Origin of the sequence: Marinobacter sp., from assembly GCF_965229985.1 — a bacterium.
Taxonomy (GTDB): Bacteria; Pseudomonadota; Gammaproteobacteria; order Pseudomonadales; family Oleiphilaceae; genus Marinobacter.
Genome location: NZ_OZ245935.1, coordinates 3,328,604 through 3,355,380, shown reverse-complemented (window position 1 = coordinate 3,355,380; position 26,777 = coordinate 3,328,604). Strand labels below are relative to the sequence as shown.

The 26,777-nt window shown below is 58.0% G+C and carries 22 protein-coding genes; 8 read left to right on the top strand and 14 right to left on the bottom strand.

Features of this window, described 5'->3' with window-relative positions:
* Window positions 1-6: 6 nt before the first annotated feature.
* From ACO06L_RS15260 to ACO06L_RS15245, 4 genes are all read right to left on the bottom strand, one after another.
* A complete protein-coding gene (locus ACO06L_RS15260) occupies window positions 7-1,113 on the bottom strand; it encodes a zinc-binding dehydrogenase (protein ID WP_064229251.1) in 1,107 nt (368 codons plus the stop codon).
* A gap of 72 nt (window positions 1,114-1,185) precedes the next feature.
* Window positions 1,186-2,370 (bottom strand): acetyl-CoA C-acyltransferase, encoded by a 1,185-nt coding sequence (locus ACO06L_RS15255; protein WP_104270451.1) that lies wholly within the window; start codon window positions 2,368-2,370, stop codon window positions 1,186-1,188.
* A gap of 186 nt (window positions 2,371-2,556) precedes the next feature.
* Window positions 2,557-4,650: a 3-hydroxyacyl-CoA dehydrogenase NAD-binding domain-containing protein gene (locus ACO06L_RS15250; RefSeq protein WP_202346396.1), complete on the bottom strand. Its 2,094-nt coding sequence runs from the start codon at window positions 4,648-4,650 to the stop codon at window positions 2,557-2,559.
* Between the two features lie 167 nt (window positions 4,651-4,817).
* Window positions 4,818-5,642, bottom strand: a complete 825-nt coding sequence (locus ACO06L_RS15245) for an IclR family transcriptional regulator (protein WP_014579059.1) — start codon at window positions 5,640-5,642, stop codon at window positions 4,818-4,820.
* A gap of 276 nt (window positions 5,643-5,918) precedes the next feature.
* On the opposite strand from ACO06L_RS15245, the gene ACO06L_RS15240 reads away from it, so the two are divergent.
* Window positions 5,919-6,848 carry a 2-hydroxyacid dehydrogenase gene (locus ACO06L_RS15240; protein WP_202346395.1) on the top strand — a complete coding sequence of 310 codons (930 nt, stop codon included), beginning with the start codon at window positions 5,919-5,921 and terminating at the stop codon, window positions 6,846-6,848.
* On the opposite strand, the gene ACO06L_RS15235 is transcribed toward ACO06L_RS15240, so the two are convergent.
* Window positions 6,842-8,191 (bottom strand): hypothetical protein, encoded by a 1,350-nt coding sequence (locus ACO06L_RS15235; protein ID WP_202346570.1) that lies wholly within the window; start codon window positions 8,189-8,191, stop codon window positions 6,842-6,844. The genes ACO06L_RS15240 and ACO06L_RS15235 overlap by 7 nt on opposite strands.
* A gap of 192 nt (window positions 8,192-8,383) precedes the next feature.
* Here ACO06L_RS15235 and ACO06L_RS15230 point away from each other — a divergent pair, with 192 nt between their 5' ends.
* Window positions 8,384-9,553, top strand: a complete 1,170-nt coding sequence (locus ACO06L_RS15230) for an acyl-CoA dehydrogenase (RefSeq protein ID WP_202346394.1) — start codon at window positions 8,384-8,386, stop codon at window positions 9,551-9,553.
* A 74-nt stretch (window positions 9,554-9,627) separates the two neighbouring features.
* Here ACO06L_RS15230 and oadA read toward each other — a convergent pair whose 3' ends face one another.
* From oadA to ACO06L_RS15210, 4 genes are all read right to left on the bottom strand, one after another.
* On the bottom strand, window positions 9,628-11,427 hold the full coding sequence (gene oadA / locus ACO06L_RS15225) for a sodium-extruding oxaloacetate decarboxylase subunit alpha (protein ID WP_202346393.1): 1,800 nt from the start codon (window positions 11,425-11,427) through the stop codon (window positions 9,628-9,630).
* Between the two features lie 21 nt (window positions 11,428-11,448).
* On the bottom strand, window positions 11,449-12,870 hold the full coding sequence (locus ACO06L_RS15220) for an acetyl-CoA carboxylase biotin carboxylase subunit (RefSeq protein ID WP_202346392.1): 1,422 nt from the start codon (window positions 12,868-12,870) through the stop codon (window positions 11,449-11,451).
* A gap of 537 nt (window positions 12,871-13,407) precedes the next feature.
* Entirely contained in the window at window positions 13,408-14,007 is a 600-nt protein-coding gene (locus tag ACO06L_RS15215; protein ID WP_202346391.1) for a hypothetical protein, read from the bottom strand.
* 72 nt (window positions 14,008-14,079) lie between these two features.
* Window positions 14,080-14,454, bottom strand: coding sequence for a hypothetical protein (locus ACO06L_RS15210; protein WP_202346390.1), 375 nt, complete (start codon window positions 14,452-14,454; stop codon window positions 14,080-14,082).
* Between the two features lie 250 nt (window positions 14,455-14,704).
* Here ACO06L_RS15210 and ACO06L_RS15205 point away from each other — a divergent pair, with 250 nt between their 5' ends.
* From ACO06L_RS15205 to ACO06L_RS15195, 3 genes are all read left to right on the top strand, one after another.
* Entirely contained in the window at window positions 14,705-15,901 is a 1,197-nt protein-coding gene (locus ACO06L_RS15205) for an acyl-CoA dehydrogenase family protein (protein ID WP_064229259.1), read from the top strand.
* A 10-nt stretch (window positions 15,902-15,911) separates the two neighbouring features.
* On the top strand, window positions 15,912-17,048 hold the full coding sequence (locus tag ACO06L_RS15200; protein ID WP_202346389.1) for an acyl-CoA dehydrogenase family protein: 1,137 nt from the start codon (window positions 15,912-15,914) through the stop codon (window positions 17,046-17,048).
* A 357-nt stretch (window positions 17,049-17,405) separates the two neighbouring features.
* Entirely contained in the window at window positions 17,406-17,816 is a 411-nt protein-coding gene (locus ACO06L_RS15195; RefSeq protein WP_082905145.1) for a helix-turn-helix domain-containing protein, read from the top strand.
* 20 nt (window positions 17,817-17,836) lie between these two features.
* Here ACO06L_RS15195 and ACO06L_RS15190 read toward each other — a convergent pair whose 3' ends face one another.
* The 5 genes from ACO06L_RS15190 to ACO06L_RS15170 all read right to left on the bottom strand — a co-directional run bounded on the left by ACO06L_RS15190 (window position 17,837) and on the right by ACO06L_RS15170 (window position 23,270).
* Complete coding sequence (locus tag ACO06L_RS15190) at window positions 17,837-19,501, bottom strand: long-chain fatty acid--CoA ligase (RefSeq protein ID WP_202346387.1); 1,665 nt, start codon at window positions 19,499-19,501, stop codon at window positions 17,837-17,839.
* 30 nt (window positions 19,502-19,531) lie between these two features.
* Complete coding sequence (locus ACO06L_RS15185) at window positions 19,532-20,596, bottom strand: phosphotransferase (RefSeq protein WP_202346386.1); 1,065 nt, start codon at window positions 20,594-20,596, stop codon at window positions 19,532-19,534.
* 154 nt (window positions 20,597-20,750) lie between these two features.
* Entirely contained in the window at window positions 20,751-21,518 is a 768-nt protein-coding gene (locus ACO06L_RS15180; RefSeq protein WP_202346385.1) for an SDR family NAD(P)-dependent oxidoreductase, read from the bottom strand.
* A 37-nt stretch (window positions 21,519-21,555) separates the two neighbouring features.
* Complete coding sequence (locus tag ACO06L_RS15175; RefSeq protein ID WP_202346384.1) at window positions 21,556-22,758, bottom strand: acyl-CoA dehydrogenase family protein; 1,203 nt, start codon at window positions 22,756-22,758, stop codon at window positions 21,556-21,558.
* A 71-nt stretch (window positions 22,759-22,829) separates the two neighbouring features.
* Entirely contained in the window at window positions 22,830-23,270 is a 441-nt protein-coding gene (locus ACO06L_RS15170; RefSeq protein WP_202346383.1) for a PaaI family thioesterase, read from the bottom strand.
* Between the two features lie 434 nt (window positions 23,271-23,704).
* Between ACO06L_RS15170 and dctP the strand changes: the two genes are divergently transcribed.
* From dctP to ACO06L_RS15155, 3 genes are all read left to right on the top strand, one after another.
* A complete protein-coding gene (dctP, locus tag ACO06L_RS15165; RefSeq protein WP_202346382.1) occupies window positions 23,705-24,751 on the top strand; it encodes a TRAP transporter substrate-binding protein DctP in 1,047 nt (348 codons plus the stop codon).
* Between the two features lie 85 nt (window positions 24,752-24,836).
* The gene (locus tag ACO06L_RS15160) at window positions 24,837-25,385 is read left to right on the top strand and encodes a TRAP transporter small permease subunit (protein ID WP_053113628.1); all 549 of its coding nucleotides are present in this window, start codon (window positions 24,837-24,839) and stop codon (window positions 25,383-25,385) included.
* The gene (locus ACO06L_RS15155) at window positions 25,382-26,692 is read left to right on the top strand and encodes a TRAP transporter large permease (RefSeq protein ID WP_202346381.1); all 1,311 of its coding nucleotides are present in this window, start codon (window positions 25,382-25,384) and stop codon (window positions 26,690-26,692) included. Before ACO06L_RS15160 ends, ACO06L_RS15155 begins: the two co-directional genes overlap by 4 nt.
* Window positions 26,693-26,777: the final 85 nt, after the last annotated feature.

The window sequence follows — 26,777 nt, the reverse complement described above, 5'->3', positions numbered from 1 at the left end:
CCCCCTTCATTCAAATACGATAACGCCACGGGCGTTCTTGCCTGCCACCATATCGTCGAAAGCCTGTGCGGCTTCCTCAATGGGGTAGGTTCGGGTAACCAGTTCGTCCAGCTTGAGTTTACCAGCCTTGTAAAGACCCAGGATTCTGGGGAAATCGTGCTGCGGCCTTGCCGAGCCCAGCCAGCTGCCTTTCAGGGTGCGCTCATCCGCTGGCAACGTCAGTGTGGTCAGCGTGGTCTTGTCTTTCGGATCCGCCACACCCACCACGACGGCGGTACCACCACGGCCGAGACTCTTGTAGGCCTGTTCGACCACCGGCCCGGCCCCTACGCATTCGAAGGCGTAGTCAACGCCGCCGGTCAGTTTCTTTACGGCTTTAGCTGCGTCTTCCACCTCATTGATATTCACGGTGTGGGTAGCGCCAAATTCTTTCGCCATCTCCAGCTTTTTGGGGTTGCTGTCCACCGCCACGATCATCTCGGCGCCAGCGGTGACACAGCCCTGGATGGCATTGAGACCAACGCCACCGATGCCAAACACGGCGGCGCGTGAGCCGGGTTCAAGCTTTGCCGTGTTGAACACGGCGCCCACACCAGTCATCACGGCACAGCCCACCAGGGCGGCGTTCTGCATGGGCACGGTTTCATCCACCTTGACGCAATTGTCCACGTGCATGGTGGCGAACTCGGCCATCACGCCACAGGCGCCGAAAACGTTCAGGGGCTCGCCGTCCGCACCCTTGGTTCTGACCGTGCCATCAGGCAGGTTGAACATGGCCTTGCGGGCGTTTTCGCACAGCACCGGGCGGCCACGAACACACTGGCTGCATTTGCCGCACATGGAGATAAACGTGCTCACCACATGGTCGCCTTCCTTGAAGGCAGTGACGCCCTCACCGACTTCGACAACCACGCCGGCGGCTTCATGGCCCAATACAAGGGGAGGCGGATAGGGAATCTTGCCCGTGGTGGCGGACAGATCGCTGTGGCAAACGCCGCAGGCCGCGATCTTGATGGTGATTTCATCCCGCTTGGGGCCTTCCACCGTGATGGTTTCCACCTGAACGGGCTGCCCCCATTCCCGGCAGACGACTGCTTTGGCTTGTCTGTCCATGCTGATCCCCTTTTGGTGAACAAGGGGTCAGAAGAACGCTTTCTTCCGACCCCGATTTCATTCAGGCCGGCTTCACACCACCTCAAACAGGCCGGCAGCACCCTGGCCGCCGCCGATGCACATGGTGATCACCACGTATTTCGCCCCACGCCGCTTGCCTTCGATCAGGGCGTGGCCTGTCTGACGGGCGCCGGTAACACCAAATGGGTGGCCGATGGAAATAGAGCCACCGTTTACGTTCAGCTTCTCCATGGGAATGCCCAGGCGGTCACGGCAGTAAATCACCTGGGAGGCGAAGGCTTCGTTCAGCTCCCACAGATCAATGTCGTCCATGGTCAGACCATTGCGCTCAAGCAGGCGCGGAATCGCATACACCGGGCCGATGCCCATCTCATCCGGCTCACAACCCGCCACAGCGAAGCCACGGAAAATCCCCATGGGTTCAATGTTGTGCTTCTCAGCATAGGTGCTGTTCATCACCGTGCATACTGAGGCTCCGTCCGACAGCTGGCTGGCGTTGCCGGCCGTGATGAACTGCTCAGGACCACGTACCGGCTCCAGACCCGCCAGGCCCTCAAGGGTGGTGTTTGGGCGATTACACTCGTCACCTTTCAGGGTCACCTGCTTTTCACTGACCTCACCGGTTTCCTTGTCCTTGACCAGCATGGTGGCATCGAAAGGCACGATCTCATCGTCAAACTTGCCTGCCTGCTGGGCCGCTGCCGTGCGCTGCTGGGAAATCAGCGAGTATTCATCCTGGGCTTCACGGCTGACGTTGTAGCGCTTGGCGACAATATCCGCCGTCTCAATCATAGAAAGGTACAGCTCGGGCTTGTTCTTCATCAGCCACTCGTTGGTGGCGTGGAAGCTGTTGATCTTCTCGTTCTGCACCAGGGAAATGGACTCGACGCCCCCCGCCACCATGGCCGGTACTTTCTCGGACACCACCCGCTGTGCCGCCAGGGCGATGGACTGCAAACCCGAGCTGCAGAACCGGTTGATGGAGAACCCGGCAGTAGTCACCGGCAGACCGGCCCGAATGGCCGCCAGACGGGCAATATTCCGGCCCTGGGCACCTTCCTGGTAGGCCGCACCCATGATGACATCTTCAACAATAGACGGATCAATGCCCGCGCGCTCAACAGCATGCTTGATGACGTGACCTGCCATATCCACGCTGTGTGTGTTGTTCAAAGAGCCCCGGTAGGATTTCGCAAGACCGGTACGAGCGGTGGAAACGATGACTGCATCAGACATAACAATGTCCTCAATTTTCGAAACATGTAGTTCGGATTAGGCGAGGCCGTAATCCGACATCGAGTTGACCGTTTACCTCTGGTTGTCGGATTACGGCTTCGCCTAATCCGACCTACAGGTCCAAAGTACTAACTGAACCGGTCGTGGGGCGGAAAAGACACCCCGCCCCACGACCCGCCCAAAAGGTTACAGGTCAGCGAATTTACGGCCATCCGCAACCAGCTTCTCAAGCAAAGCCGACGGCTCCCACTGCTCACCACCAACGGTGCTCTGATACTTCTTCACCGCTGAAAGAATCGTATCCAGACCTTCCTGATCGGCCCAGAACATCGGGCCACCATGATAGGCCGGGAAGCCATAACCGTAGATCCAGACAATGTCGATATCCAGCGGACGATCGGCAATGCCTTCTTCCAGGATCTTGGCACCCTCGTTGATCATCACATACACGCAGCGCTCAAGGATTTCCTGGTCTGTGATCTCCCGTGGCGTGATCCCCTGCTCCTTGCGGAACTGCTCGATCAGCTGCTCCACTTCCGGATCCGGAATCGGCTTGCGGCTGCCTTCCTCATACTTGTATACACCCGCCTGGGTCTTCTGGCCAAGGCGGCCCTGCTCCGCGAGCTTGTCCATCCAGCTGGCCGGGATATCCTCGCCCGCCTTGCGCCGCTCTTCCCGGATGCGGTAACCCACATCAATCCCGGCCAGATCGGACATCGCAAACTGGCCCATGGGGAAGCCGAGATCGGTCAGCACCTTGTCGACCTGCTGCGGGGTGGCGCCTTCGTCTACAAGCGACATGGCTTCAGTGCCGCGCTTGTGGAGCATCCGGTTACCGACAAAGCCATAGCAGTTGCCCACCATGACACCGACTTTCTTGATCTTCTTGGCGACCGCCATCACGGTGGCTTTCACTTCGTCGGAGGTCTTGCTGCCCCGCACGTTCTCCAGCAGCTTCATCACGTTGGCCGGGCTGAAGAAGTGCATACCCACCACGTCTTCCGGGCGCTTGGTGGCAGACGCAATCTCGTCGATATCGAGGGTTGAGGTGTTGGACGCCAGAATCGCACCCGGCTTGCAGACCTCATCAAGCCTGGCAAAGATTTCTTTTTTGATGGCCATGTTTTCGAACACCGCCTCGATCACCAGATCAACGTCCCGGAAATCGTCGTAGGTCAGGCTCGGGGTGATCAGCGCCATCCGCTGTTCCACCTGCTCCTGGGTCAGCTTGCCTTTCTTCGCGGAGTTCTCGTAGTTGCGGCGGATAATAGCCAGGCCCTTGTCCAGGGCGTCCTGCTTAACCTCAACAATGGTGACCGGGATGCCCACATTGACGAAGTTCATGGCGATACCGCCACCCATGGTGCCGGCGCCGATAATGCCAACGCTCTTCACGTCACGAACCGGCGTATCCTTCGGCAGTCCCTTGACCTTGGAGACCTCACGCTCGCCAAAGAACGAATGGATCAGGCCAGCGCGCTGGGGTGATTCCATGCATTCCATGAACAGTTCCCGCTCGCGCTTCATGCCCTCGTCAAAAGGCAGGTTGAAGGCCGCTTCCACGGCATCGACACACTTGAACGGGGAGAACAGACCCCGGGCCCGCTTCGTCAGCTCGTCACGGAACTGGTCAAAGACATCGCTGCCCTTGTCCGCATCGATTTTGTCGGTGATATCGCGAACACGACGCACCGGCTTGCCTTCATCAACCACTTTCTGCGCATAGGCCATGCCCACTGCACGGATATCGTCGCCTTGTTCCACGGCATCGAGAATGCCAAGGGCCAGGGCATCGTTGGCGCCGACAAACTCACCGGTGGTGATCATTTCCAGTGCTTTCTGGGCACCGGTCAGGCGCGGAAGCCGCTGTGTGCCGCCAGCACCGGGCAGAAGGCCCAGCTTCACTTCTGGCAGGCCCACCTTGGCGCTGCTGACCGCAACCCGGTAGTGGCAGCTCAGTGCGGTTTCCAGACCACCACCCAGGGCGGTGCCATGGATCGCGGCAACCAGCGGCTTGTCGCTGTTTTCAAAAGTGTTGACCAGTGTCGGCAGTGTAGGCTCCTGCATGGGCTTGCCGAATTCACGGATGTCGGCGCCGGCGATAAAGGTGCGCCCTTCGCAAACCAGCAGGAGCGCCTTGGCCTCTGCATCTTTCTGGCCCTGCTCCAGGGCTGCGAGCAGACCGGAGCGAACAGCCTGGCCGAGGGCGTTTACCGGCGGGTAGTTCACGGTAATAACGCCGATGTTGCCTTCCCGGTTATAGCTAACGACCTCAGACATGATTTCTCCTCGCATTCTTTCTGAAATGTGGTTTTAACTAGCGAAACATGCGTACGATTTAATACAAGTTCGTTGGTGGTTTCAACCACCCATTAAACTACAGGCACAAAAAAACCGCAGGGGTTCCTCTGCGGTTTCTTGGTTTGGAGTTTGTCGGGAGGTGGCTTTTAAACTCCCAAGGATTCTATATCGCCTGCCAGCATCGCCAGCTGGTGGGCAATGGAACCCCGAAGCTTTTCAGCCGGCACCAGGTAGGACGGCGCGGCACAGGTCAGGGCCATGATGGTGCCGTCCTGCAGGTGAATGGGCACGCCGGCGGAATTGATGTTGCGGTCCCACTCGCCGATGGACAGGCAGAAGCCGTGTTCCTTGTAATCTTTCATGGCCTGATCAAGGCCTGCCTTTTTCTCTGGCCAGTCGTCTCCAAATTTGGCGGCCATGGCGTCGTCGATTACCAGGCGGGCCTTGTCGCTGATGGCACAGTAGTAGGCGCGGCCGGCAGAGGTGGTGGCCATGGGCAGCTTCAGGCCGATATCCATGCGCAGCAGGGAGGCTTCCGGTGGCAGGCGGTTTTCCACGTAGATCATGTGCAGCCGGTCCCGGCAGGTCAGGCCAACCGACATGTTGGTCTGGCGGGCGAACTCGTCCATGTAGGGCTTTGCCAGCTGGCGCACCTTGAGGTTGGACACGTAGGCATAACCGAGTGCCAGCACCCCGGAACTGAGCTGGTATTTCTCCAGCTGGGTGTTGTAGCTGAGGTAACCCAGCTTGGTGAGGGTGTAGGTCATCCGCGATACGGTCGGCTTGGGCAGACCGGTGATGCGGGCGATGTCCTGGTTCCCCAGGATGACAGGACCCTGGCTGAAGGCGCGGAGCACGTCCAGGCCGCGGGACAGGGCCTCGACAAACTTGCGGTCTTTTTCCGGCTTCACGGGCTCACCGTCAGTGGATGCCACTTTCAGTTCGGGTGAGATCTGCTTTTTTCCTGCCATAATGGGACGTCCTCCAACCGCGTCGCCCGCTCCGGTAACCGGTGTATTAATTTGATGAATAACTAAAGATGCACCATTTTAATCGCTGCAGAAATCAAGTACCAGAAAGTCTTTTCAAAATCCGTACCAAATATGAAACACTTATCAGTAATGTTTCAAATCTCAAATCGCATGGCGGTATCCGGTACCAACTTTAATCTGTTTCACCGATATCCTATTCTGCATTGCAAAACAAATTAACAGTCAACGCCCCCTGTGGCGACCCCCGGAGGCAAAATGAAGGTTCTTTTTGTGGCAGGCGACCCGAAACCGGAACGCTGGACGGCACCTATCCAGGAGCAGTTACCGGATGCAGAGATTTTCGTCTGGGATCCGGAGGGGCCCGCGGTTGACGCCGATTACGCCATCGTATGGCAGCCACCGGAGGCGCTGTTCGAGCGGGAAACGCATCTGAAAGCGGTGTTCAATCTGGGGGCGGGTATCGACGGCCTGCTCAAGGTTGCCAACCTGCCGCAAGACCTTACGATTGTGCGCCTGGAAGACGCAGGCATGTCGGTACAGATGGCTGAGTACGTGCTGCACCAGCTGTTGGAAGCCAGCCGCGGGATGGAAACCTACCGGGAGCAGCAGCGCCAGGGCGTCTGGAAGATTCATCGCCCGATAAAGCGCAGCGAATGGCCGGTGGGTGTCATGGGATTGGGTCATATCGGCAAACGGGTCGCCCGCACCCTGGCCGATCTGGATTATCAGGTCAGTGGCTGGGCCCGCGGAAAGCACAGCGTGGAGGGCGTCAGCACCTACGCCGGCCCGGACCAGCTGGGCGACTTTCTGCAATCCACCCGTGTCCTGGTGAACACACTGCCCCTGACCGACGAAACCCGGGACATCATCAACTATGATCTGCTGAGCCAGCTCCAACCGGGTGCCGTGCTGATCAACGTTGGCCGGGGTGAACATCTGGTTGAGGACGACCTGCTTCGGGCGCTGGACGAGGGCAAACTGCTGCGTGCCTCGCTCGACGTGTTCCGCAAGGAACCCCTGCCGGAGGGGCACCCATTCTGGCAACGGAAGGAGATCACCATCACTCCGCACATCTCGGCACGGACCCTTCGGGATGCCACCATTGAGCAGATCACCGGCAAGATCCGGGACCATGCCGCCGGACGCGCTATCTCAGGGATCGTGGATACTGACCGGGGCTATTGACCCGGTGCCAGCCAGGCCACCAGCGCTGTCAGTACCAGAAGCACTGGCAGCGCTATCAGCGCAAACAGACCATTCCATCGAAACGCCACAACCCATCGGGAGATCTGACCGAACCGGGACAACAGCATGACCGAGGGGCCAAAGGGCGACAGCATCATGGCCAGGGAAAAGCCTATCACCAGGGCCACGGCAACGGGCAGCAGTTCCATTCCCTCGGCCACCAGCTGGGGCAACAAACCGGCCTGGACACTCAGAACCGTGATGGGAATGATGCCGATCATGGAGAACATGGGCAGCATCAGCATGCCAACAACTGCGACCAGGAAAACGCCGCCACCAGTGGCGACCAGGCCCGCAAGCGCATCTGCCGGAATGACCGCAGACAGGGCAACACCGAGGATGGCAGAAGCGGCGAAAATGGCCATTTCATTCTGCATACCCCATACCTGGCCAGCGCCTTCCTTGAGAACCGGCATCAGCCCCCGTTCCTGCCACAGCATGTAAACCAGTGTCACGGTCGGCACCGATAGCATGGCTGCCACCGACACCTTGAAGCCGGTCGTCGCCACCAGGCCCGCCATCACCGTGAATACCAGCAGGATGAGGAACAGTAGACGCCCGGTGCCCGGGAGCCAGCCCTCTACGGCGATGCGTTCACTGCTGACCTTGCGGAACCGACGCTGTTCCAGCACCCAGCCAATCAGCACCATCAGAATCGCTGCAACCACTCCAAATGGCAGCAGCTGAGACCAGCTCAACTGGGGGAGTTCCCGAGTAAGAATGGCAACAGCCACGCTGGTAGGCGCCACCAGAGGCACCAGGGCAAAGCCTCTCAGTGCACTGATCAGAACACTGCGCAACCACTGGAGACGGGACTCGCCGGTAATTCCGCGCTCACGCAGGGTTTCGGAGAGGCTTCCACACAGAAGGTTCATCATGCCAAAGCTCAGAACCGTGGCAACGCCACAACTGACCAGGGCGTACTTGGGATAAAGCAGAATGGGCTTGCCGCCCAGCAGCACATCGTGAATCCGCCGCAAGACTTCGAACCGTCGCACCAGGCACTGCATCATGCCCAGGCTGCCCAAGAACGCGGAATAGAACGCCGCGTCGGATGCAGCCTTCAGCAACTGCGCGGTGTCCAGAGAACCACGCCAAGCGAGGCCTCCCAGCACCACAAGGGCGACAACCAGGAGCATCCGGGCATACCCCTGCAGGCGCCCGGCACCCACCAGAAAGGCGGCAACGAACATCAGGCCCGCCAGGGCACTCAGTTGCCGATGTTCCAGACAGATGGCCACCAGCTCTGTAACTACGGCCAGGGAGACCAGCCACTGCAGCATGCCGCTCACAACAGGGTCACCTGGTCAGGTTTGAACACTGCTTGCATTTCCACAACACCCGGATTAGTCTTTCAGGAGCAAATTACAAAACTCTGTTTCGCTTAATGAAACACCGTTAACACAAAGATAGCACAGATTGGTCCGGTGGCCCTAGAACCGGACTTTCGATATTCGCTTTCAGGAGAGTACAAAATGGCTTCCGCACCCTGGAATGATCTGCTCGGTTTCGATTCCCAACTGGACGAAACCGAGCGTCAGGTTCGAGACAGCATCCGCAGCTTCTGTGATGAGCAATTGATGCCTGGCATCACCGAGGCCAACCGCCATGAAACGTTCGATCGCAACATCTTTAACCAGATGGGTGAACTCGGCATGCTGGGCGCTACCCTGCCTGAAGAATACGGCGGCCCGGGTCTGAACCATGTCTGTTATGGCCTGATTGCCCGGGAAGTAGAGCGGGTGGACTCGGCCTACCGCTCGGCCCTCAGCGTTCAATCGTCCCTGGTGATGTACCCGATCTATTCCTACGGCAAGGAAGCGGTGAAAAAGCGCATCCTGCCCAAGCTGGCCTCGGGCGAATACGTCGGCTGCTTCGGCCTGACCGAACCCAACCACGGGTCCGATCCGGGCGGCATGGAAACCCGGGCCAAGAAAGTGGACGGCGGCTACCTGCTGAGCGGTTCAAAAACCTGGATCACCAACTCTCCGATTGCCGACGTCTTCGTGGTCTGGGCCAAACTGGACGGAAAGGTGAACGGCTTTGTGATTGAGCGCGAGGGCGCCAAAGGTCTGGACACGCCAAAGATCCAGGGCAAATTCTCCCTGCGCGCATCGGAAACCGGCTCAATCTTTATGGACGAGGTGTTCGTTCCGGACGAAAACCATCTTGAGGTGGAAGGGCTGAAAGGTCCGTTCAGCTGCCTCAACAAGGCCCGCTTCGGCATCAGTTGGGGGTCTCTGGGCGCCGCTGAATTCTGCTGGCACGCGGCCCGCAACTACACCCTGGAGCGCAAGCAGTTTGGCAAGCCCCTGGCCGCCAACCAGCTGATCCAGAAAAAGCTGGTAGATATGCAGACCGAGATCACCATCGGCCTTCAGTCGGTTCTGCAACTGGGCCGCATGATGGATGCCGGCACGGCAACGCCGGATGCCATTTCGCTGCTCAAGCGCAACAACTGCGGCAAAGCCCTGGACATCGCCCGGGTTGCCCGGGACATGCACGGCGGCAACGGCATTTCCGACGAGTATCACGTGATCCGCCACGTGATGAACCTCGAAGCTGTGAATACCTATGAAGGTACGCACGATGTCCACGCCCTGATTCTGGGGCGGGGCCAGACCGGTATTCCGGCTTTCAGCTAATCTCGCCTGGTTAATCCCCCAAACGCAAAGGGCCCCTCACAATGAGGGGCCCTTTGCTTCAAGGTCTGGCGAACTTACTCAATCTCGACCAGTACCGCTCCGGGCACTACTCGATCACCCTTGGCGATAAAGACGCCGGCAACCTTCCCGGCGGTAGTCGCCTTGACTTCAGTCTCCATTTTCATGGCTTCAATAATCAGCACCGGATCGCCGGCCTGAACCTCGTCGCCTTCCTTAACCAGCACATCAACGATGTTGCCTGGCATGCTGGTGGTCACATGACCCTCCTTGGTGGCGGTTGCACGGCCACCGCTGGAACGGGCACCCTCGCCATCTTCACCCAGCGAAGCCAGATGAATTTCTTCAGGCACGCCATCGACGGTCATGTAGAAACGACGCTCGTTTTCACCGGAGGGATTCGCGCCGGTAACGTGAATATCGTAGCTCTCACCGTGAACAGTGATCTTGAACTTGCTGGAGACAGCGCCGCCGGATGAACCGGTGGGAATCGGCTCCAGGGGCTCCGGCTGCAGCGTGCCGTCACGCCGCTGCTCAAGATACGCTTTGGCCTGATCCGGGAACATGGCGTAGGTAAGCACATCCTCTTCGCTGGTGGCCAGATCGCCCACCTGTTTGCGCAGCTCGTCGAGTTCACGGGGGATCAGGTTAGCCGGACGCTCTTCAATCAGGTCCTCCTTGCCGACGGCGCGCTGCTGAAGCGATTTATCAACCGAAGCCGGCGCCTTGCCGTACCAGCCCTGGAGGTATTTCTTCACTTCGTTGGTGATGGACTCGTAACGCTTGCCTGCCAGTACGTTGATCACCGCCTGGGTACCAACGATCTGGGAGGTGGGTGTTACCAGCGGCGGGTAACCGAGATCCTTGCGAACCCGCGGAATTTCCTCGAAGACGTCCTGGATGCGATCAAGGGCACCCTGTTCCTTCAGCTGGTTGGCCAGGTTGGACATCATGCCACCCGGCACCTGGGACAACAGCACAGAGGTATCAACGCCGTTATAGGCGCTCTCGAACTGGTGATACTTCTTGCGCACTTCCCGGAAATGGCGTGTGGCCTTGTCGAGCAGCTCCAGGTTCAGCCCTGTCTCCAGACCGGCATCGTGTAGCGCCGCCACCAGTGACTCCGTGGGCGGATGGCTGGTACCGCCGGCAAAGGCCGACAGCGCGGTATCAATATGGTCAACGCCTGCTTCCATGGCCGCCCACTGGCACATCGGCGCCATGCCCGAGGTGGCGTGGGAATGCAGGAAAACGGGCAGATTAAGTGTCTGCTTCAGTTTACCGACCAGCTCAGCGGTTACCGCCGGCGTCAGCAACCCTGCCATATCCTTGATCGCGATACTGTCCGCGCCCATGTCGGCCATGGCCTTGGCCTGCTCCAGATAGGCATCGGTGCCATGCACCGGGCTCACGGTGTAGCAGATGGTGCCCTGTGCATGCTTCCCGGCCTTCTTGACCGCCTTGATGCTGGTCTCGAGATTGCGGACATCGTTCAGGGCATCAAAAATGCGGAACACATCCATGCCATTCTCGGCAGCCTTGGCCACGAATGCCTCAACCACGTCATCACCATAATGACGATAGCCCAGCAGGTTCTGGCCACGCAGCAACATCTGCAGGCGGGTGTTCGGCAGGGCCTTTCTCAGGGTCCGCAGACGTTCCCAGGGATCTTCCTTCAGGAAACGCACACAGGCGTCAAACGTAGCACCCCCCCAGCACTCCAGGGACCAGTAGCCGGCCTGGTCCAGCCACTCGCAGGCTGGAAGCATGTCTTCTGTGCGCATCCGGGTGGCGATCAAAGACTGATGGGCGTCCCTGAGGATAACGTCGGTTATATGAATCTTGCGCTTGGTCATTGGGATCTCTCCGATGTTCTTTTACAGGCCCGCCTGCGCCGCAATGGCAGCGGCAATGGCTGTGGCGATGGATTCCGGGCGGGTTTTGCTGCTGTACTCAAGCAATTGGGGATTGCGTTCCACGAAGCCGGTATTGAAGTCAGCGGCCTGAAAATCCGGGTGCTCGAGAATCTGCTTGTAATAGGGGATGGTGGTCTGAACGCCGTAAATGCCCATATCCCCGAGAGCACGCCGGGAGCGGGCAATCAGCTCCTCCCAGTCCATGGCCCAGACAATCAGCTTGGCGCACATGGAGTCGTAGTACGGGGGAATTTCGTAACCGGTATACATATTAGCATCGGTGCGCACGCCCGGACCGCCGGCAGAATAGTAGCGGCTGATGCGGCCGAAACTTGGCAGAAAGCCGTTCTTCGGATCTTCGGCGTTGATACGGAACTGGGCAGCAAAGCCCCGGTAGGAAATAACTTCCTGCTTGAGGCCCAGCGGTTCGCCGGCAGCGATCCGTATCTGCGCCTTGATGATATCCACCCCGGTGATCTCCTCGGTGATGGTGTGTTCCACCTGAACCCGGGTGTTCATTTCCATGAAGTAAAAGCTGCCATCGTGGTCCAGCAGGAACTCGACGGTACCGGCATTTACATAACCACACTGCCTGGCCACCCGCTTGGCCAGATCGCCGATATATTCGCGCTGCCTTTCCTCCAGCTGCGGCGATGGCGCCAGCTCAATCAGCTTCTGGTTTCGGCGCTGGATAGAGCAATCCCGCTCATACAGATGGACAACGTTGCCGTGGGTATCGGCAAGAATCTGGACCTCGATGTGACGGGGCTCGATGATGCATTTCTCCAGGAACACCTCGGCACTGCCAAAGGCTTTGGTGGCCTCGGAAATCACCCGTTCATAGTTCTGTCTCAGCTCCTTTTCGTTATCGCACCGGCGTATACCACGCCCGCCACCACCAGAAGTGGCCTTCAGCATCACCGGGTAGCCTATATCAGCGGCCTGAGCGACGGCATCCTCAACATCTTCCAGGTTGCCTTCCGAGCCGGGGGTTACCGGAACGCCGGCCGCAACGGCGGTTTGGCGGGCCTGGGTCTTGTCGCCCATAGATGCAATAGCATCCGCTGATGGTCCCACAAAGGTAATGCCGCGCTGCTCACAAATGGCAGCCAGTTCGGCGTTCTCCGACAGAAAACCATAGCCCGGATGCAGCGCATCGCAGCCGGTTTCTACCGCCATGTTCACAATGTGATGGGGGTTCAGGTATCCCGACAGGGGGTCCTTGCTGATCTGATAGGCTTCATCGGCTTTGTTGACGTGCAGGGAATACTCGTCAGCCTCCGAATAAATGGCGACTGAGCGAACACCCAGTTCACTGCAGGCCCGGGCAATCCTGACCGCAATCTCTCCGCGATTGGCGATCAGCAGCTTCCGTATAGCCATGGAAAATCCTCCAGGTGATGGAAGTCGTTTGATTCAAAAGGTTAGTACGAAGGGTTGGCGCGCCCTTCGGCTTTGGCGATTTCAGGCGGAAGGTGGCGCCTGCGGCAACACCGGGAAGCTCGCGCAATGCACCGAGCCCCGGAAGCCCTGAATCTCAGAAAGGGTAGCCTTCGGAGGCAGCTTGAAATGCCGTGAGTGGTCACCGTGGGAAAGCCCTCCCTCCTGACCACCGTCGCTCGTAGCATCCGGCAATAGCAGACAAGAAGCCGAATCACACAACAGTGGGGATGACGCAGTGTCTGCGGCATAGGTAGGCAGTGAACCAAGGGCCAATGCCATAAAAATAAAAAGGCTCAGCACTTGGTTCCGGCAATCTTTTCGGGCGTCCTGCATGGGCGTCCTTTGATGTGACGAAAGTCGTAGAGAGTGTCACGTGAATACCGCATCGGTTCAATACGGTTTTTTGGGCAGGAAACATCGTCTTTTTCGATCAATAAAGTCTTCGGCGCCTCAACAGCGCCGAAGACATCGACTCGGCTAGAAGCCGCCTTTTACCACATGGACAATCTCGTAGAACTTGGTTGCCCGGTGCTCCAAGTCGATAGTCAGGTCCAGCCGCTGCAACAACTCTTCAGCACAAACCAGCCCCCTCAGATAGGAACGGGAAGGCTGGTGCCGATCGTCATCCAGTACAAGCAGATACCCTTCGTGGACTTCACGGAACGTACTGACCAGGTCTCCCACAGTTGCCGCTCTCAAATCGCGATAATGGATCGCCGGCAGCTCGCTTATCGGGCGCATGATTTCCCGCACTCGAACGTCTTTGAGGGGCACACCCTGTCGATTGGCGACACTCATGGCCTTCTCGCCATTCACATCTTCGATGGCCAGAATTCCCAGACAATCCCCCGCCTGGTTTTCCACCACTTTGAAAGAAGTATCGGCAAGTTTCATCCACAGCCTCGCCTCAGAGACGGACATATCGGAACTCAAGACGGACAGTCTCTGCTCGGAGAAATCCGTCAGAAGGTGTACGGCGGAATCCTCGCTTCCTATATGGGACAGGGGCTTTGCGGTTGGTAACGCGCCGGTCCGCGCCAGATCCTGTACTGGCAATGCGTTGAATACACTATTCATGGTAGACCTCGTGAATCTGAATTCAGGTTGGAGTGCCCTCTGCGTACAGGGACAAATCCGTAATAGTCAGAGTTAAACGAGGCTGGGCGGGCCCTGAGGCAATACCGGATAGCTCAGTAGCCGGAGCGGTGGCTGAATAAAATCGAGGCTGGCCGAGAAGAAGGCCCGGAAATCCCCTGCGGGAAACAGAAGGGGCGATGTGATCGAAACGGTCGCATCCGGCGACGAGGGTTCGCCTGTCCCATCAACTGAAATGAGCGTGGGGGTCAGGTGATCGTCTAACTGGGGATCCAGTGCCGGGTGTGACGAGCCGTTGAGAAAAACCACGAACAGACCTGTAATCAGCACTGCCATGAGGCTGAATTGCAGGGTGCTTCTGTTGATGGAACAACTCGGCATATACGGTGTCTGCGGTTGTTGGCTGAACGGCTCGTCTTCTACAAACATATAGCCTTTTGGATCCAATGCAAGCTCAAACCCGGGTTAAAACTGTGCAATGTAATGCACGGTTCCCGGAGCATGCTCCGGGAAAGCCACTTGTCGGCAAAGCTTGTGCGCACTCCCTCTCCAAACATTTTGTTTCGCCTAGCGGTACACGCTTTTGCATTTTTATTGACATATACCGCTCTTATCTTCGATTATGGGAATATTCTGCTATGCGGTATATGTTTTCGCTTTCCAGCAAGAGAGGTTGTTCATGAACTTGAATTACACCACTGAGGAGCTCGCCTTCCGTGATGAAGTCCGCGCGTTCTTGGATGAGAAATTGCCGGCGGATATCGCCGCCAAGGTTAAGGGGTTCCGCCGGCTGTCCAAGGAAGACCACCAGCGCTGGCAGAAAATCCTTAGTGAACAGGGCTGGTACGCCACCCACTGGCCGGAAGAATATGGCGGTGTGAACTGGACCCCGGTTCAGAAACATATCTGGGATGAAGAGTCCTCCCGCTATGGGGCGCCCCGCTCCGTACCTTTCGGCGTCAACATGGTGGCGCCGGTGATTATCAAGTTTGGCACCGAAGAGCAGAAACAGAGATACCTGCCAAGAATCCTCAGTGGCGAAGATTGGTGGTGCCAGGGTTATTCCGAGCCCGGCGCCGGTTCCGACCTGGCGTCACTCAAGACCCGCGCCGTTCGCGACGGCGACCATTACATCGTTAATGGCCAGAAAACCTGGACCACCCTGGGCCAGCACGCCAACATGATCTTCTGCCTGGTGCGCACCAATACCGAAGTGAAAGCCCAGGAGGGCATTTCCTTCCTGCTGATCGACATGGACACACCGGGCATTACCGTGCGCCCCATCATCACCCTGGATGGCGAGCATGAAGTGAATGAGGTGTTCTTCGAAGACGTGAAAGTCCCGGTTGAGAACCTGGTGGGCGAGGAAGACAAGGGCTGGACCTACGCCAAGTACCTGCTGACCTACGAACGCACCGGCCTGGCCGGCATTGGCATCTCCAAGGCCGCCCTGCAGCACCTGAAAGAACTGGCGACCCGCCGGATCAAGAATGGTCGCCCGCTGATCGAGGATGCCTCCTTCAGCCAGCGCATCGCCCGGGTTGAAATCGATCTGATGGCGGCTGGAATCAGTAACCTGCGCATTATCGCGTCCGTGGAAGGTGGCGGCATGCCGGGGGCGGAAAGCTCCATGCTGAAAGTCCGCGGCACCGAAATTCGCCAGACCATCAACGACCTGGCTCGCCGTGCCCTTGGCCCCTATGCCATTCCGTTTGTGGAAGAGGAGATGGATCTGGATTACGACGGCGACTTCCTTTCTGACGAGAACGCTGCACCGGTGACTCCCCAGTACTTCAATAACCGCAAGTTGTCGATTTTCGGCGGATCCAACGAGATCCAGAAAAACATCGTGTCGAAAATGATTCTCGGGCTTTAAGGAGGCGACCATGGATTTCCGACTGAACGAAGAGCAGCAGATGCTGCAGGACACCGTGGCCCGCCTGGTTCGCGGTGAATACAGTTTCGAAAAACGCCTGGAATACAGCGAATCGGAGCTGGGTTTCAGTGCCGACTTCTGGAAACAGCTGAGTGAGCTGGGCCTCACCGCCGTGCCCTTCCCGGAAGAACTGGGGGGCTTTGGCGGCAGCGGCGTTGAAGTGCAAAGCGTGATGACCGAACTGGGTCGAGGCCTGTGTATTGAGCCCTACCTGCAATCCGTTGTTCTGGGCGGCGGGCTGATCAGTCAGGCCGGCAGCAGCGAGCAGCAGGAGCAGTGGCTTGGCGGTATCGCCAGCGGCGAGGTACGGGCAGCCGTGGGTCTGCAAGAACCCCAGAGTTTCTACAACCTGAACGACGTAGAAACCCGCGCGGAGAAATCCGGTGAAGGCTATACCCTGAACGGACGAAAGGCTGTGGTGATCGGTGGCCATTGCGCCGATGTCCTGGTGGTGTCTGCCCGCACCTCTGGCGACAGCCGCGATGCCGAAGGCATCAGCCTGTTCCTGGTACCCGCAGACGCGAAGGGCGTGGAACGCCGTACCTACCCGACGATTGATGGCTCCAAGGGCTGTGACCTGTTCCTGAACAACCTCCAACTGGGCGCAGACGCCCTGCTCGGCGAGGAAGGCAAGGCTGCAGAAATCATTGAATACCAGACCGGGCGCGCTATCTCCGCACTGTGCGGTGAGGCGGTAGGCGCCATGGAAGTGGCCTGTGACCTGACTCTGGAATACCTGAAGCAGCGCAAGCAGTTCGGCGTGCCCATCGGCAAATTCCAGGTGCTCCAGCACCGGATGGTGGACATGATGTCAGAGCTGGAACAGGCCCGCTCCATGGCGATCCTGGCGGCGAGCGTTGCCGACGAACCCCAGAGCGACGATCGCCGGCGAATCCTGGCTGCCGCCAAGAATGTCATCGGCCGCAGTGGCCAGTTCATTTCCGAGCAGGGTATCCAGTCCCACGGCGGCATCGGCATGACCTGGGAATACAACTTTGCCCACTACGCCAAGCGCCTGGTGATGATCAATCATCAGCTCGGCGATGATGACTTCCATCTGGAGCAATATGCAGAGTTGTTGCAGTGAAAGCGGGTCCGGCCGCTATACAAGAATCCAGAGGCCCAAAATAACAACAATCGGATGCTCGAATGGGCCCCTGAATAGAAAGCAGAATGGAATCTTCTCACCGAAATCCCTGCCTGACCCATCGTCGGGCAGGGCTTCTATTTCGCCCGCCCCATACCTGAAACCGATAGCGACGAGGAAAACAGGTTACAACCTGGGGCGATAGGAATAGGATAATAAATGACCACTCATTGAGTCCGAGCAGGCTAGAATTAATGCCTTGAAAGCTTATTTTGGAGCTATTTAATGTGCATTTAGAAACTTTGTCTGTTGGGAATTTTGTCTGTAATATCATCGTCTTGGAAACCGAGGCACACGATGAGTTTAGGTCAGGCAATCAGGCGTTTAAGAAAAGAGCGGGGAATGACGCTTGCTGATCTGGCAGAGCGTTGCGACTCTCATGTCGGCAACCTTTCCCGCATCGAACGAGACCAGGCAAGACCAAGCCTCGAGTTGCTCTATCGCCTTGCACAAGCGTTAAGCCTCTCACTCACCGACATTTTCTCAGTCGCCGAGAAGAAACAACTGGATTCTGAGCAGGTCGCTTTGAACGCAACCTTCATTTCGCTGCTGGAGCAGGATAGGCAGCTGCTGCTGGAGTTTGCGCAACTACTTCAACGCCGGGCTTCTCATCCCATGGGGTCGGTGTATGTTAACCGGGACCCTTTGCCGGCCGATAACAACGGCTCCGATGCAACTGAAAGTGATGAGAAACAACCCTCAAGCTGACTGGGATACGACCAGAACGGTCAGCTCTTGCCCTTCCACTCTTCCTCCTGCAATGCCCGCCACATCAGTTTGCCCGTGGGCGACTTCGGCAATTGATCCACGAACTCAACAATGGTCGGCACCTTATAGGTAGCCATCTGTTCCTTGCACCAGGCGACGATGTCTTCGGCCGTGGTCTGGCCCTCGGCCTCCGGTGTCAAAACAATGCAGGCCTTGACCGTCTCTCCCCGTTTGGGATCCGGCGCGGAAATAATACAGACTTCGTGGATCGCAGGGTGTCGGTACATCAGTCCTTCGACTTCTGATGGCCAGACCTTGTAGCCGGAGGCGTTGATCATGCGCTTGACCCGGTCGACCATGAAGAAATAGCCGTCCTCGTCGTAATAGCCCAGATCCCCGGTCCGGAAGAATCGTTTGCCGTCGATTTCTACAAACGCCGCCTCGGTTTCTGACGGCCGATTCCAGTACCCCTGGGTAACCTGGGGCCCACAGGAAACAATCTCCCCGGTCTCCCCCGGGCCTTTCTCCTCCAGCGTATCGACATCAATGATCCGGCTGTCGACATCGAATACCGGAATGCCCAGACACTGGGACTTGGGATGGGCGTTGGGGTTGATGTGAGTGGCCGCCATGGTTTCCGAAAGGCCGTAGCCCTCGATGTAGTCCAGCCCGGTCATCCGCTTGAGCTTTTCAGCCACGGCAGAGGGCATGGTCGCACCGCCGCCGCCAATCATATTGAGGCTGCTCAGGTCGTACTTGCCGATATCCGGGTTGGACAGAAAATCCACCGCCATGGTGACGATGTTGGTCCAACCAGTGACTTTGTAGCGCTCAATCAGTCTTGAGGCGGTGGTCCGGTCCCAGCGAGTCATGATCACCGAGGCCGCGCCTGCCGCGATGGGGCCATTCATGGAACCGGTCATTCCGGTTACATGGAAGAATGGCAGTGTCGAGAGCTGCACGCTATCTGGCGTGGTCAGGTTCCAGAATATCCGGTGGATGGCCGTGGCCATTACCGACCGATGGGTGTGCATGCAGCCCTTCGGTGCACCGGTGGTGCCGGAACTGTAGGGAATCACCGCCAGATCGTCCGGGGTGGCCGTGTGAGGTCCTGGCGTATGTCCGGCGGCCATGGCTGCCTCCCAGCTAACCACTCCCGGCATTTCCTGTGACCACGCTGGTGCCGCCACTTCAGCAGGCAGGTCCAGATCTGTCTCGGGATCGATGTAGGTGCTGTAGGAAGCCACCACCACCTGTTCAAGATTGCTGTCGCCAATCATCGGTGCAATAAAACCCGCCAGTTCCTGGCCGGCCAGGCAAACCGAGGCACCGGTATCGGCAATGAAATGCTCGAGCTCTGCAGACCGGTTCATCGGGTTGACCGGAATCACCACCGCATCGGCCCGCAGAATGGCGTAATAGGAGATCACGTACTGGGGTGAGTTCTGCATATACAGCAGCACCCGATCGCCCTTCTTTACGCCCTGCGCCTGCAGGTAGCCCGCCATGGTTTCCACCTCTTCGTTGAGGCGCCGATAGGTAATGGGTGCGTCGTAAAAGATAATGGCGGTGTGGTCCGGGTAGCGCCGCGCCGAAATCTCCAGGTTGGTGTAAACGCTGGTTTTCGGGAGGGTCATGGTTTTCGGCAGTTCTTTAGGCCAGACCTTGTAATGACGATCAAACATCTTGTTATTCTCCACGGTAAATCTGATATCTCAGGACTTCGCGCCTTCGCAGGCAATCTTCCAGCCGGTGTCGGCCAGCAGGCTCGCCCGCTTGCCAACCTCAAGGGCGTTGGCATTGGCGGCATTGCCATCCAGGGCCCGCTTGTAGACCCCCTGCAAAATGGCCGCCAGGCGGAACAACGAGAACGCCAGGAACACATGCCAGTCCTCAATGCCTTCCCGGCCTGTCTTCTCGCAGTAGCGACGGATAATGGCCTGCTCTTCCGGAAGACCCAGCGCCTCAAGGTTTTCACCCTGTAATCCGCGCATGCCCTCCATATCGGCAGGCAGGTAGAAGGGCAGGCAGAAATAGGCAAGGTCCGCCAGCGGATGGCCCAGAGTAGAAAGCTCCCAGTCCAGAATGGCGATCACCTCGGGACGATCCGGCGCAAGCATCAGGTTGCCGAAGCGGTAGTCGCCGTGGGCAATGGCGGTTTCATCCTTCCCTGGCAGATGTTCCGGCAACCAGGCCATCAGTTTGTCCATGGCTGGCAGGTCATCGGTTTTTGAGGCTAGGTACTGTTTGCTCCAACGGGAGACCTGGCGGGCCACGTAGCCTTCCGGACGTCCGTAATCTCCCAGGCCGACAGCATTAACATCGACCGAATGCAGCGCTGCGAGGGTATCGATGGCCGAATGATACGCGGGCAGCCGGTCGTCACGGCTCAGGTCCCGAAGCGCCGAGTGAGTGATGATTCGCCCGTCCATAAAATCCATCACGTAGAACGCCGTACCAATCATGTCGTCTTCCTCACACAGTGCCCGGACGTTCGGCACCGGCACCCGGGTGTGTTCCTTCAGAGCTCGCATGACTTTGTATTCCCGCTCGACCATGTGAGCTGACGGCAAGGTTTTCCCCGGCGGCTTTTTGCGCAGCACGTATTGACCGCTGTCGGCAGTCAATAAAAAGGTCGGGTTGGACTGTCCACCCTGGAACTGTTTGACGTTCAGCGTTGTACCGAAACCCGGTATAGCTTCCCGAAGCCAGTTCAAGAGGCCGGCTTCATCAAATTTGTGGGCTGGCAGAACATCCACCAATTCTAGGGTCGTACTCATTTTTGTTTTAAGCCTTCAGTCATCTCTGAAATTCGCTGGCCGACGGGTGGGGGTGCCTTTGTGCAGGGAACAAAGGTGTCTGAGCGCAGCGAGTTCTTTTTCCCGGAACAAAGGCACCCCCACCTGTCGTGCCCCCCATTGCATATGTCAAACCTCAGCAAATAGTCTCCCCGCCGTCAGCGACGATAACCTGTCCGGTGATGTAGGCACTGGCTTTGGTAGACAGAAACACGGCCAAACCAGCGATATCCACCGGATCACCAATTCTACGTAGCGGAGTTTTGTCTTCCGCTTGCTTCGCACGGACCGGGTCGTCCCAGAGCGCTTTGGCAAAGTCGGTTTTGATCAGGCCAGGAGCAATGCTGTTGATCCGGATACCTTTTGGGCCCCACTCCACCGCCAGGTTGCGAGCCAGGGCGGCTTCGGCGGCCTTGGATACACCGTAGGTGCCAATCACGGTATTGCCTCGCAGACCCGCAATGCTGGAGAGCAGGACCACGGCGCCTTCGCCTTTCTCGGCCATCTGGGGCAGCACCATGTTTGTGAGCCAGAAGGTGCCCTTGACGTTGGTGTCCATGATCTTGTCCCAGGCGTCGTCGGTCATCTCGGCCGTGGGTCCGTAGACCGGGTTGGTGGCGGCGTTGCACACGAGTACGTCGATGCTGCCCCAGGCTTCGTTGGTTTTGTTCACCAGGTTCTTCAGGTCTTCTTTTCTGCCGACGTGACAGGGAACGGCCATGGCCTCGAAGCCCTGCGCTTTTAATTCCGCAGCCACCTGCTCACAGGCTTCGGCCTTGCGGCTGGAGATCACGACTTTCGCACCACACCTGGCCATTTCTTCGGCAATAGAGCGGCCGATGCCTTTGGTGGAGCCGGTAATCACTGCAACCTTGCTAGTCATATCAAACAGTGGATTGTTCATCGTTAGGTCCTCGCGCACTGTTTCAGAGGTTCTCGATTCAGCGATACTGCCGAAGCTCCATTTTGGCAATGGAATCCATGTGCACTTCATCTGGCCCGTCTGCCAGGCGAAGTGTCCGCACCTTGGCCCAGGCCTCGGCCAGGAAAGTGTCCTGGGAAACCCCTGCACCGCCGTGCACCTGGATAGCCCGGTCAATCACCTTCAGGGCCATACTCGGCGCAATCACCTTGATCATGGCGATTTCCTGGCGGGCTACCTTGTTGCCAACGGTGTCCATCATGTGCGCGGCTTTGAGAGTCATCAGGCGGGCCTGTTCGATCTCCATGCGGCTGCGGGCGATGTCCTTGCGGATGGAGTCGAAGTCCGAGAGCTTCCGGCCAAAGGCCTCCCGGGCGTTGGCGCGCTTGCACATGAGCTCCAGCGCCCGTTCCGCCACGCCAATGGTGCGCATACAGTGATGGATTCGACCTGGCCCGAGGCGGCCCTGGGCAATCTCGAAACCACGGCCCTCGCCCAGCAGCATATTGCTGGCAGGCACCCGTACATTGTCGTAATGGATTTCGGCATGGCCGTGGGGGGCGTGGTCATAGCCAAACACGTGCAGCGGGCGGATCATCTTCACGCCGGGAGCGTCCAGGGGCACCAGGATCATGGACTGCTGCTTGTGTTTCTCGGCGTCCGGATCGGTCTTGCCCATGACAATGGCGATTTTTGAATTCCGGGTCATGGCGCCGGAGGACCACCACTTGCGACCGTTAACCACATACTCATCGCCCTCGCGGCGGATCTCGCAGGCGATGTTGGTGGCGTCGGAAGAGGCCACGTCCGGCTCGGTCATGGAGAAGCAGGAGCGTATCTCACCATCCAGGAGCGGCTTCAGCCATTGTTCCTGCTGCTGCTCATTGCCATAGCGGGCAATGGTTTCCATGTTGCCGGTATCCGGTGCCGAGCAGTTGAACACCTCGGGGGCCATGGCAGAGCGGCCCATTATTTCGCAGAGATGGGCGTACTCGAAGTTGCTGAGGCCTGCGCCGAATTCGCTATCAGGCAGAAACAGGTTCCACAGGCCGGCAGCTCTGGCCTTCTGCTTCAGTTCTTCAATAATGGGCACCGGCGCCCAACGGTCCTCGGCGTCTTCGATCTGTCGATGATGAGTCTCTTCGTTCGGATAAATATGGGCAGCCATGAAATCGTTTAACTCAGACTGCAGCTGTTTCGCCCGGTCAGACAGCTCGAACATTGCCGTTTCCTCTTGTTGTTTTGTTTCGTGACCGCCATCAGACCGGCAATCACCTGTTCAGATCACTCCATTCAGATCGGCACGCCCTCCGGCTTTTCGCTGCCGGAGCGAATACGGAACGTGGCCTCAGCAATGGCCAGAAGATTGCCCTGATCGTCATGTACTTCGCCCGTGCTGTTGAATATCCGGCTTCCCCCGGCGCGTTTGCGTCCGGTTACCCGGATCACACCTTCGGAACACTGGCCGGTAAACGTGGTGGTGAGAGACAGGGTAATGGCCTTGCGCATCCGGCCCGGATACGGGCAGTAAGTGCCCGCTTGCGCCATGGCAATGTCCAGCAGGGACGTCAGTACACCGCCATGGATAACGCCGCCCAGATTCAGATGCCCGGGCCGAAGCTCAAGCTCGATGACCGCTTCGTTTTCTTCCCAGGACGCCTGGCGGTAGCCAAGCAGGCTGTGGAAGCCAGGCAGGTCCTGGCCATGGGTAATGTGGCGGTTTTCCTCACTCATCAGACATTGTTTCCAGGTGGGCCGGGGGCCTCGTGTTGTCTTTGTGGTCCTGTTGTTTTTGTAATTTGTCACGCCTTACGGTTTTGAGTCAATATATTTGAAAGCTCGTTTCATCTAGTAAAACATGATTCATCAAGAACGCCGAAAAATGAAAAAGACAACGAGTAGCAGGCCTAAGCTTTTATTTTTCATCGCCGCTGGACGCCTTCAACGAGCAGGCTTCAGACGCTGATACCTCACTTCCAGGGGTGGGTGGAAACCAGTCTGATGAACTACCCTTACAGGTAGCCCGACTGCAAATCCGAACGACAAACATCCTATTGCAAAGCCCCAATGTTGTGATAGATTCAGAGAATAAAATTCACCCTGCAGTTACGAGTTCTGCACAGTGAAACACAAAGCAAAGCCACTACAACAATGAACGAGGCACGCTCATGAAACTCTTTGCTACTGCTCGCAAGACTCTGACGGTGTATGCGTCAGCCCTTACCCTCGGTATTACCGCTGCGCTTTCCGCGGCGCCCGCCGCTGCACAGGACACTTTTACCTGGAAGGTGCAGTCCCACTGGCCCGGTTCCAGCAGCTCCTACACAGACAGCCTTGGCCGGATCAAACGGGTTCTGGAAGAGCGAACTGATGGCCGTCTGAAACTGCAGCTTTACGAGGCCGGCGCGCTGTTCAAGGCCACTGACACTTTCAACGCGGTAAGCCGTGGCATCCTGGAAATGGGCACCATTTCCCCGGCCTATGCCCAGGACAAGATCTCCCTCGCCGGCATTGCTTCTGGCCTGCCGTTTGCCTTCCGCAACGTTTGGGAGGCCGCCTACTTCCACCAGAACCTGGGGTTCGAACAGATGCTCCGGGACGAAGCGGCAGAGCATGACGTTTACTGGGCCACAGACAAGGTCTATCCCACTGAAATGGTGGTCAAGGAGCCGATTGAAAGCGTGGAGGACTTCAACAGCCTGAAGATCCGCTCCTCCGGCGCCCTGCAAACCTTCTTGACCGAAGCCGGAGCCGCTGCCTCTTATATTCCGGGCAGTGAACTCTACTCAGCCCTGGATTCCGGCATCGTGGACGGCGCCCACTGGGGTGCGGCCCAGGGTGCCTACAGCATGGGCCTGTATGAAGTGGCCAAGTACCATGTGCAGCCTGCCCTGAACATCGCCGGCACCGACGTCATCATCGTCAGCCAGAAGGCTCTGAACAAGCTGCCGGAAGACATGCAGAAGATCGTCAAGGATGCCCTCAACGAGCAGTTCTGGATCCGCACCAACGAATACCAGTACAAGGAGCGCATCACCCTGGCCAAGGCCATTGAGGAACAGGGCGTGCAAGTGAATGTCCTCCCGGATGAAGTCCAGAACAAACTGGTCGCCACCGCCCAGGCCATGTGGGATGAGGAAGGCAAGCGCAGTGAGAATGCCAAGAAGGCACTCGATATGCTGAAAGGTTACCTGGCCGACCTCGGCTATCTCTGATCAGCCAGTGCTCTGACCGGGGCCGGGGTCTTCGACTCCGGCCTTTCTTTCCCCGAACCAATCCAGCATCCCGTGGGAGAATGCCATGAGTGTGATGATCGCCGCATTCATGAGAGGGGTTACCCGTCTCAACGATTTCATCGGCCGGTGGGTTGCCCTCCTGATTTTCGCAATGTTCGTGTTCCTGCTTCTTGAAGTCGGGTTCCGCTATCTGCTCAATTCTCCCACGGTCTGGACCAACGAACTGACCCAGATGCTTTTCGGCATCTACGCCATAATGTCCGGTGGCTACATCATGGCCCACCGCGGCCACGTCAACGTGGACCTGCTGCATTCGCATCTGAAACCACGGAAACGCGCGGCTCTGGACATTGTTACCTCCGTGGTCTTTTTCATTTTCACGCTCGCCCTGCTGTGGTTCGGGATCGACATGGCCCAGGAATCCATGTCCAGTTGGGAGACTTCCTACTCGGCCTGGAATCCGCCTATCTGGCCGGTGAAGCTGGCCATACCCATCGGCACCGCGCTGCTGGTTCTGCAAGGGTTGGTCAAACTGCTCGAAGACATCGCCGTGGCTTTCAACCTCGATTACTACACGCCTCAAGAGTCCGAATCTGAAGGAGATCAGCTGTGAGCATTGAAGCCCTGACTCTCCTGTTCTTCGGTTCGCTGCTGTTTTTCCTGCTGCTGGGGCTGCCGCTGGCGTTTGTTCTCGGTGGCGTCTCGGTGGTGTTCCTGTATTTCACCTGGGGCTTTGATTCCTTCTACATGGTGGCCTCCCAGATCTGGGGCACCATGGAAAGCTTTACCCTGGTCGCCATCCCTCTGTTCGTGTTCATGGCCATGATTCTGGAGCGCACCGGGGTGGCCCGGGATCTTTACCGGATGATGCACCTGTGGTGCGGCGGCCTCAGAGGCGGCCTTGCCCTCGGCACCCTTGGCATCTGTGCGGTGTTTGCCGCCATGGTCGGCATCAGTGGCGCTGCAGTGGTTGCCATGGGAACCATAGCCCTGCCATCCATGCTCGAGCGTGGCTACGACAAGAGCATGGCCCTGGGCGTAATCAATACCGGCGGTGGCTGGGGCATCCTGATTCCGCCCAGCATCCTGATGATCCTCTACGCCCTGATCACCGGCGTGTCTGTCGGCCAGATGTTCGCCGCGGGCATCATGCCCGGCATCCTGCTGATGGTACTGACGGCCATCTACATCCTGGTGCGCTGCCACCTGCAACCGGAGCTGGCACCGGCGCTGCCAAGAGAAGAACGAGGCACCTGGCCGGAGAAATTCCGGGCTCTGCGAGCCGTGCTCCTGCCGATTGGCGTGGTGGTCATGGTACTGGGCTCCATCATCGGCGGTATTACCACCCCGACTGAAGCCGCTGCCATGGGTGTTCTCGGCGCCCTGATTTCCGCCGCCGTGTATCGGCAGTTCAAGTGGAGCATTCTGAAGGAAGCTGCGATCCGCACCTTCAAGCTCACCGGCATGATCATGTGGATCCTGTTTGCGGCCCATGCCTTCAGCGCTGCGTACCAAAGCATGGGCGCACAGGAACTGATCGAGGGCCTGATGAACATGGTGCCCGGTGGGCCCTGGGGCATCATCATCGCCATGATGGTGATCGTGTTCCTGCTGGCCATGGTGCTGGATCCGGTGGGTATCATGCTGATCACCCTGCCGGTGTTCATGCCGATCGTGGAATCCCTGGGTTTCGATCCGATCTGGTTCGGCATCCTGTTCGTGATCAACATGGAAATCGGCTACATGACGCCACCCTTCGGCTTCAACCTGTTCTACCTGAAGGGCATCGTGCCGCCGTCGATCACCATGAAAGATATCTACAAGTCGATCATTCCCTTCGTGATTGTGGAGATCATCGGCATCATCCTGATCATGATCTTCCCGGAGATTGCCACCTGGTTGCCGGATCTGTTTTTCTGAACCGGCAGCCAGGCACTTAACATCACCTTAATTTCCCTCCTGTACCGTTTTGACTTGCGGCATCGGCAAGCGTGGTCTTAATTAA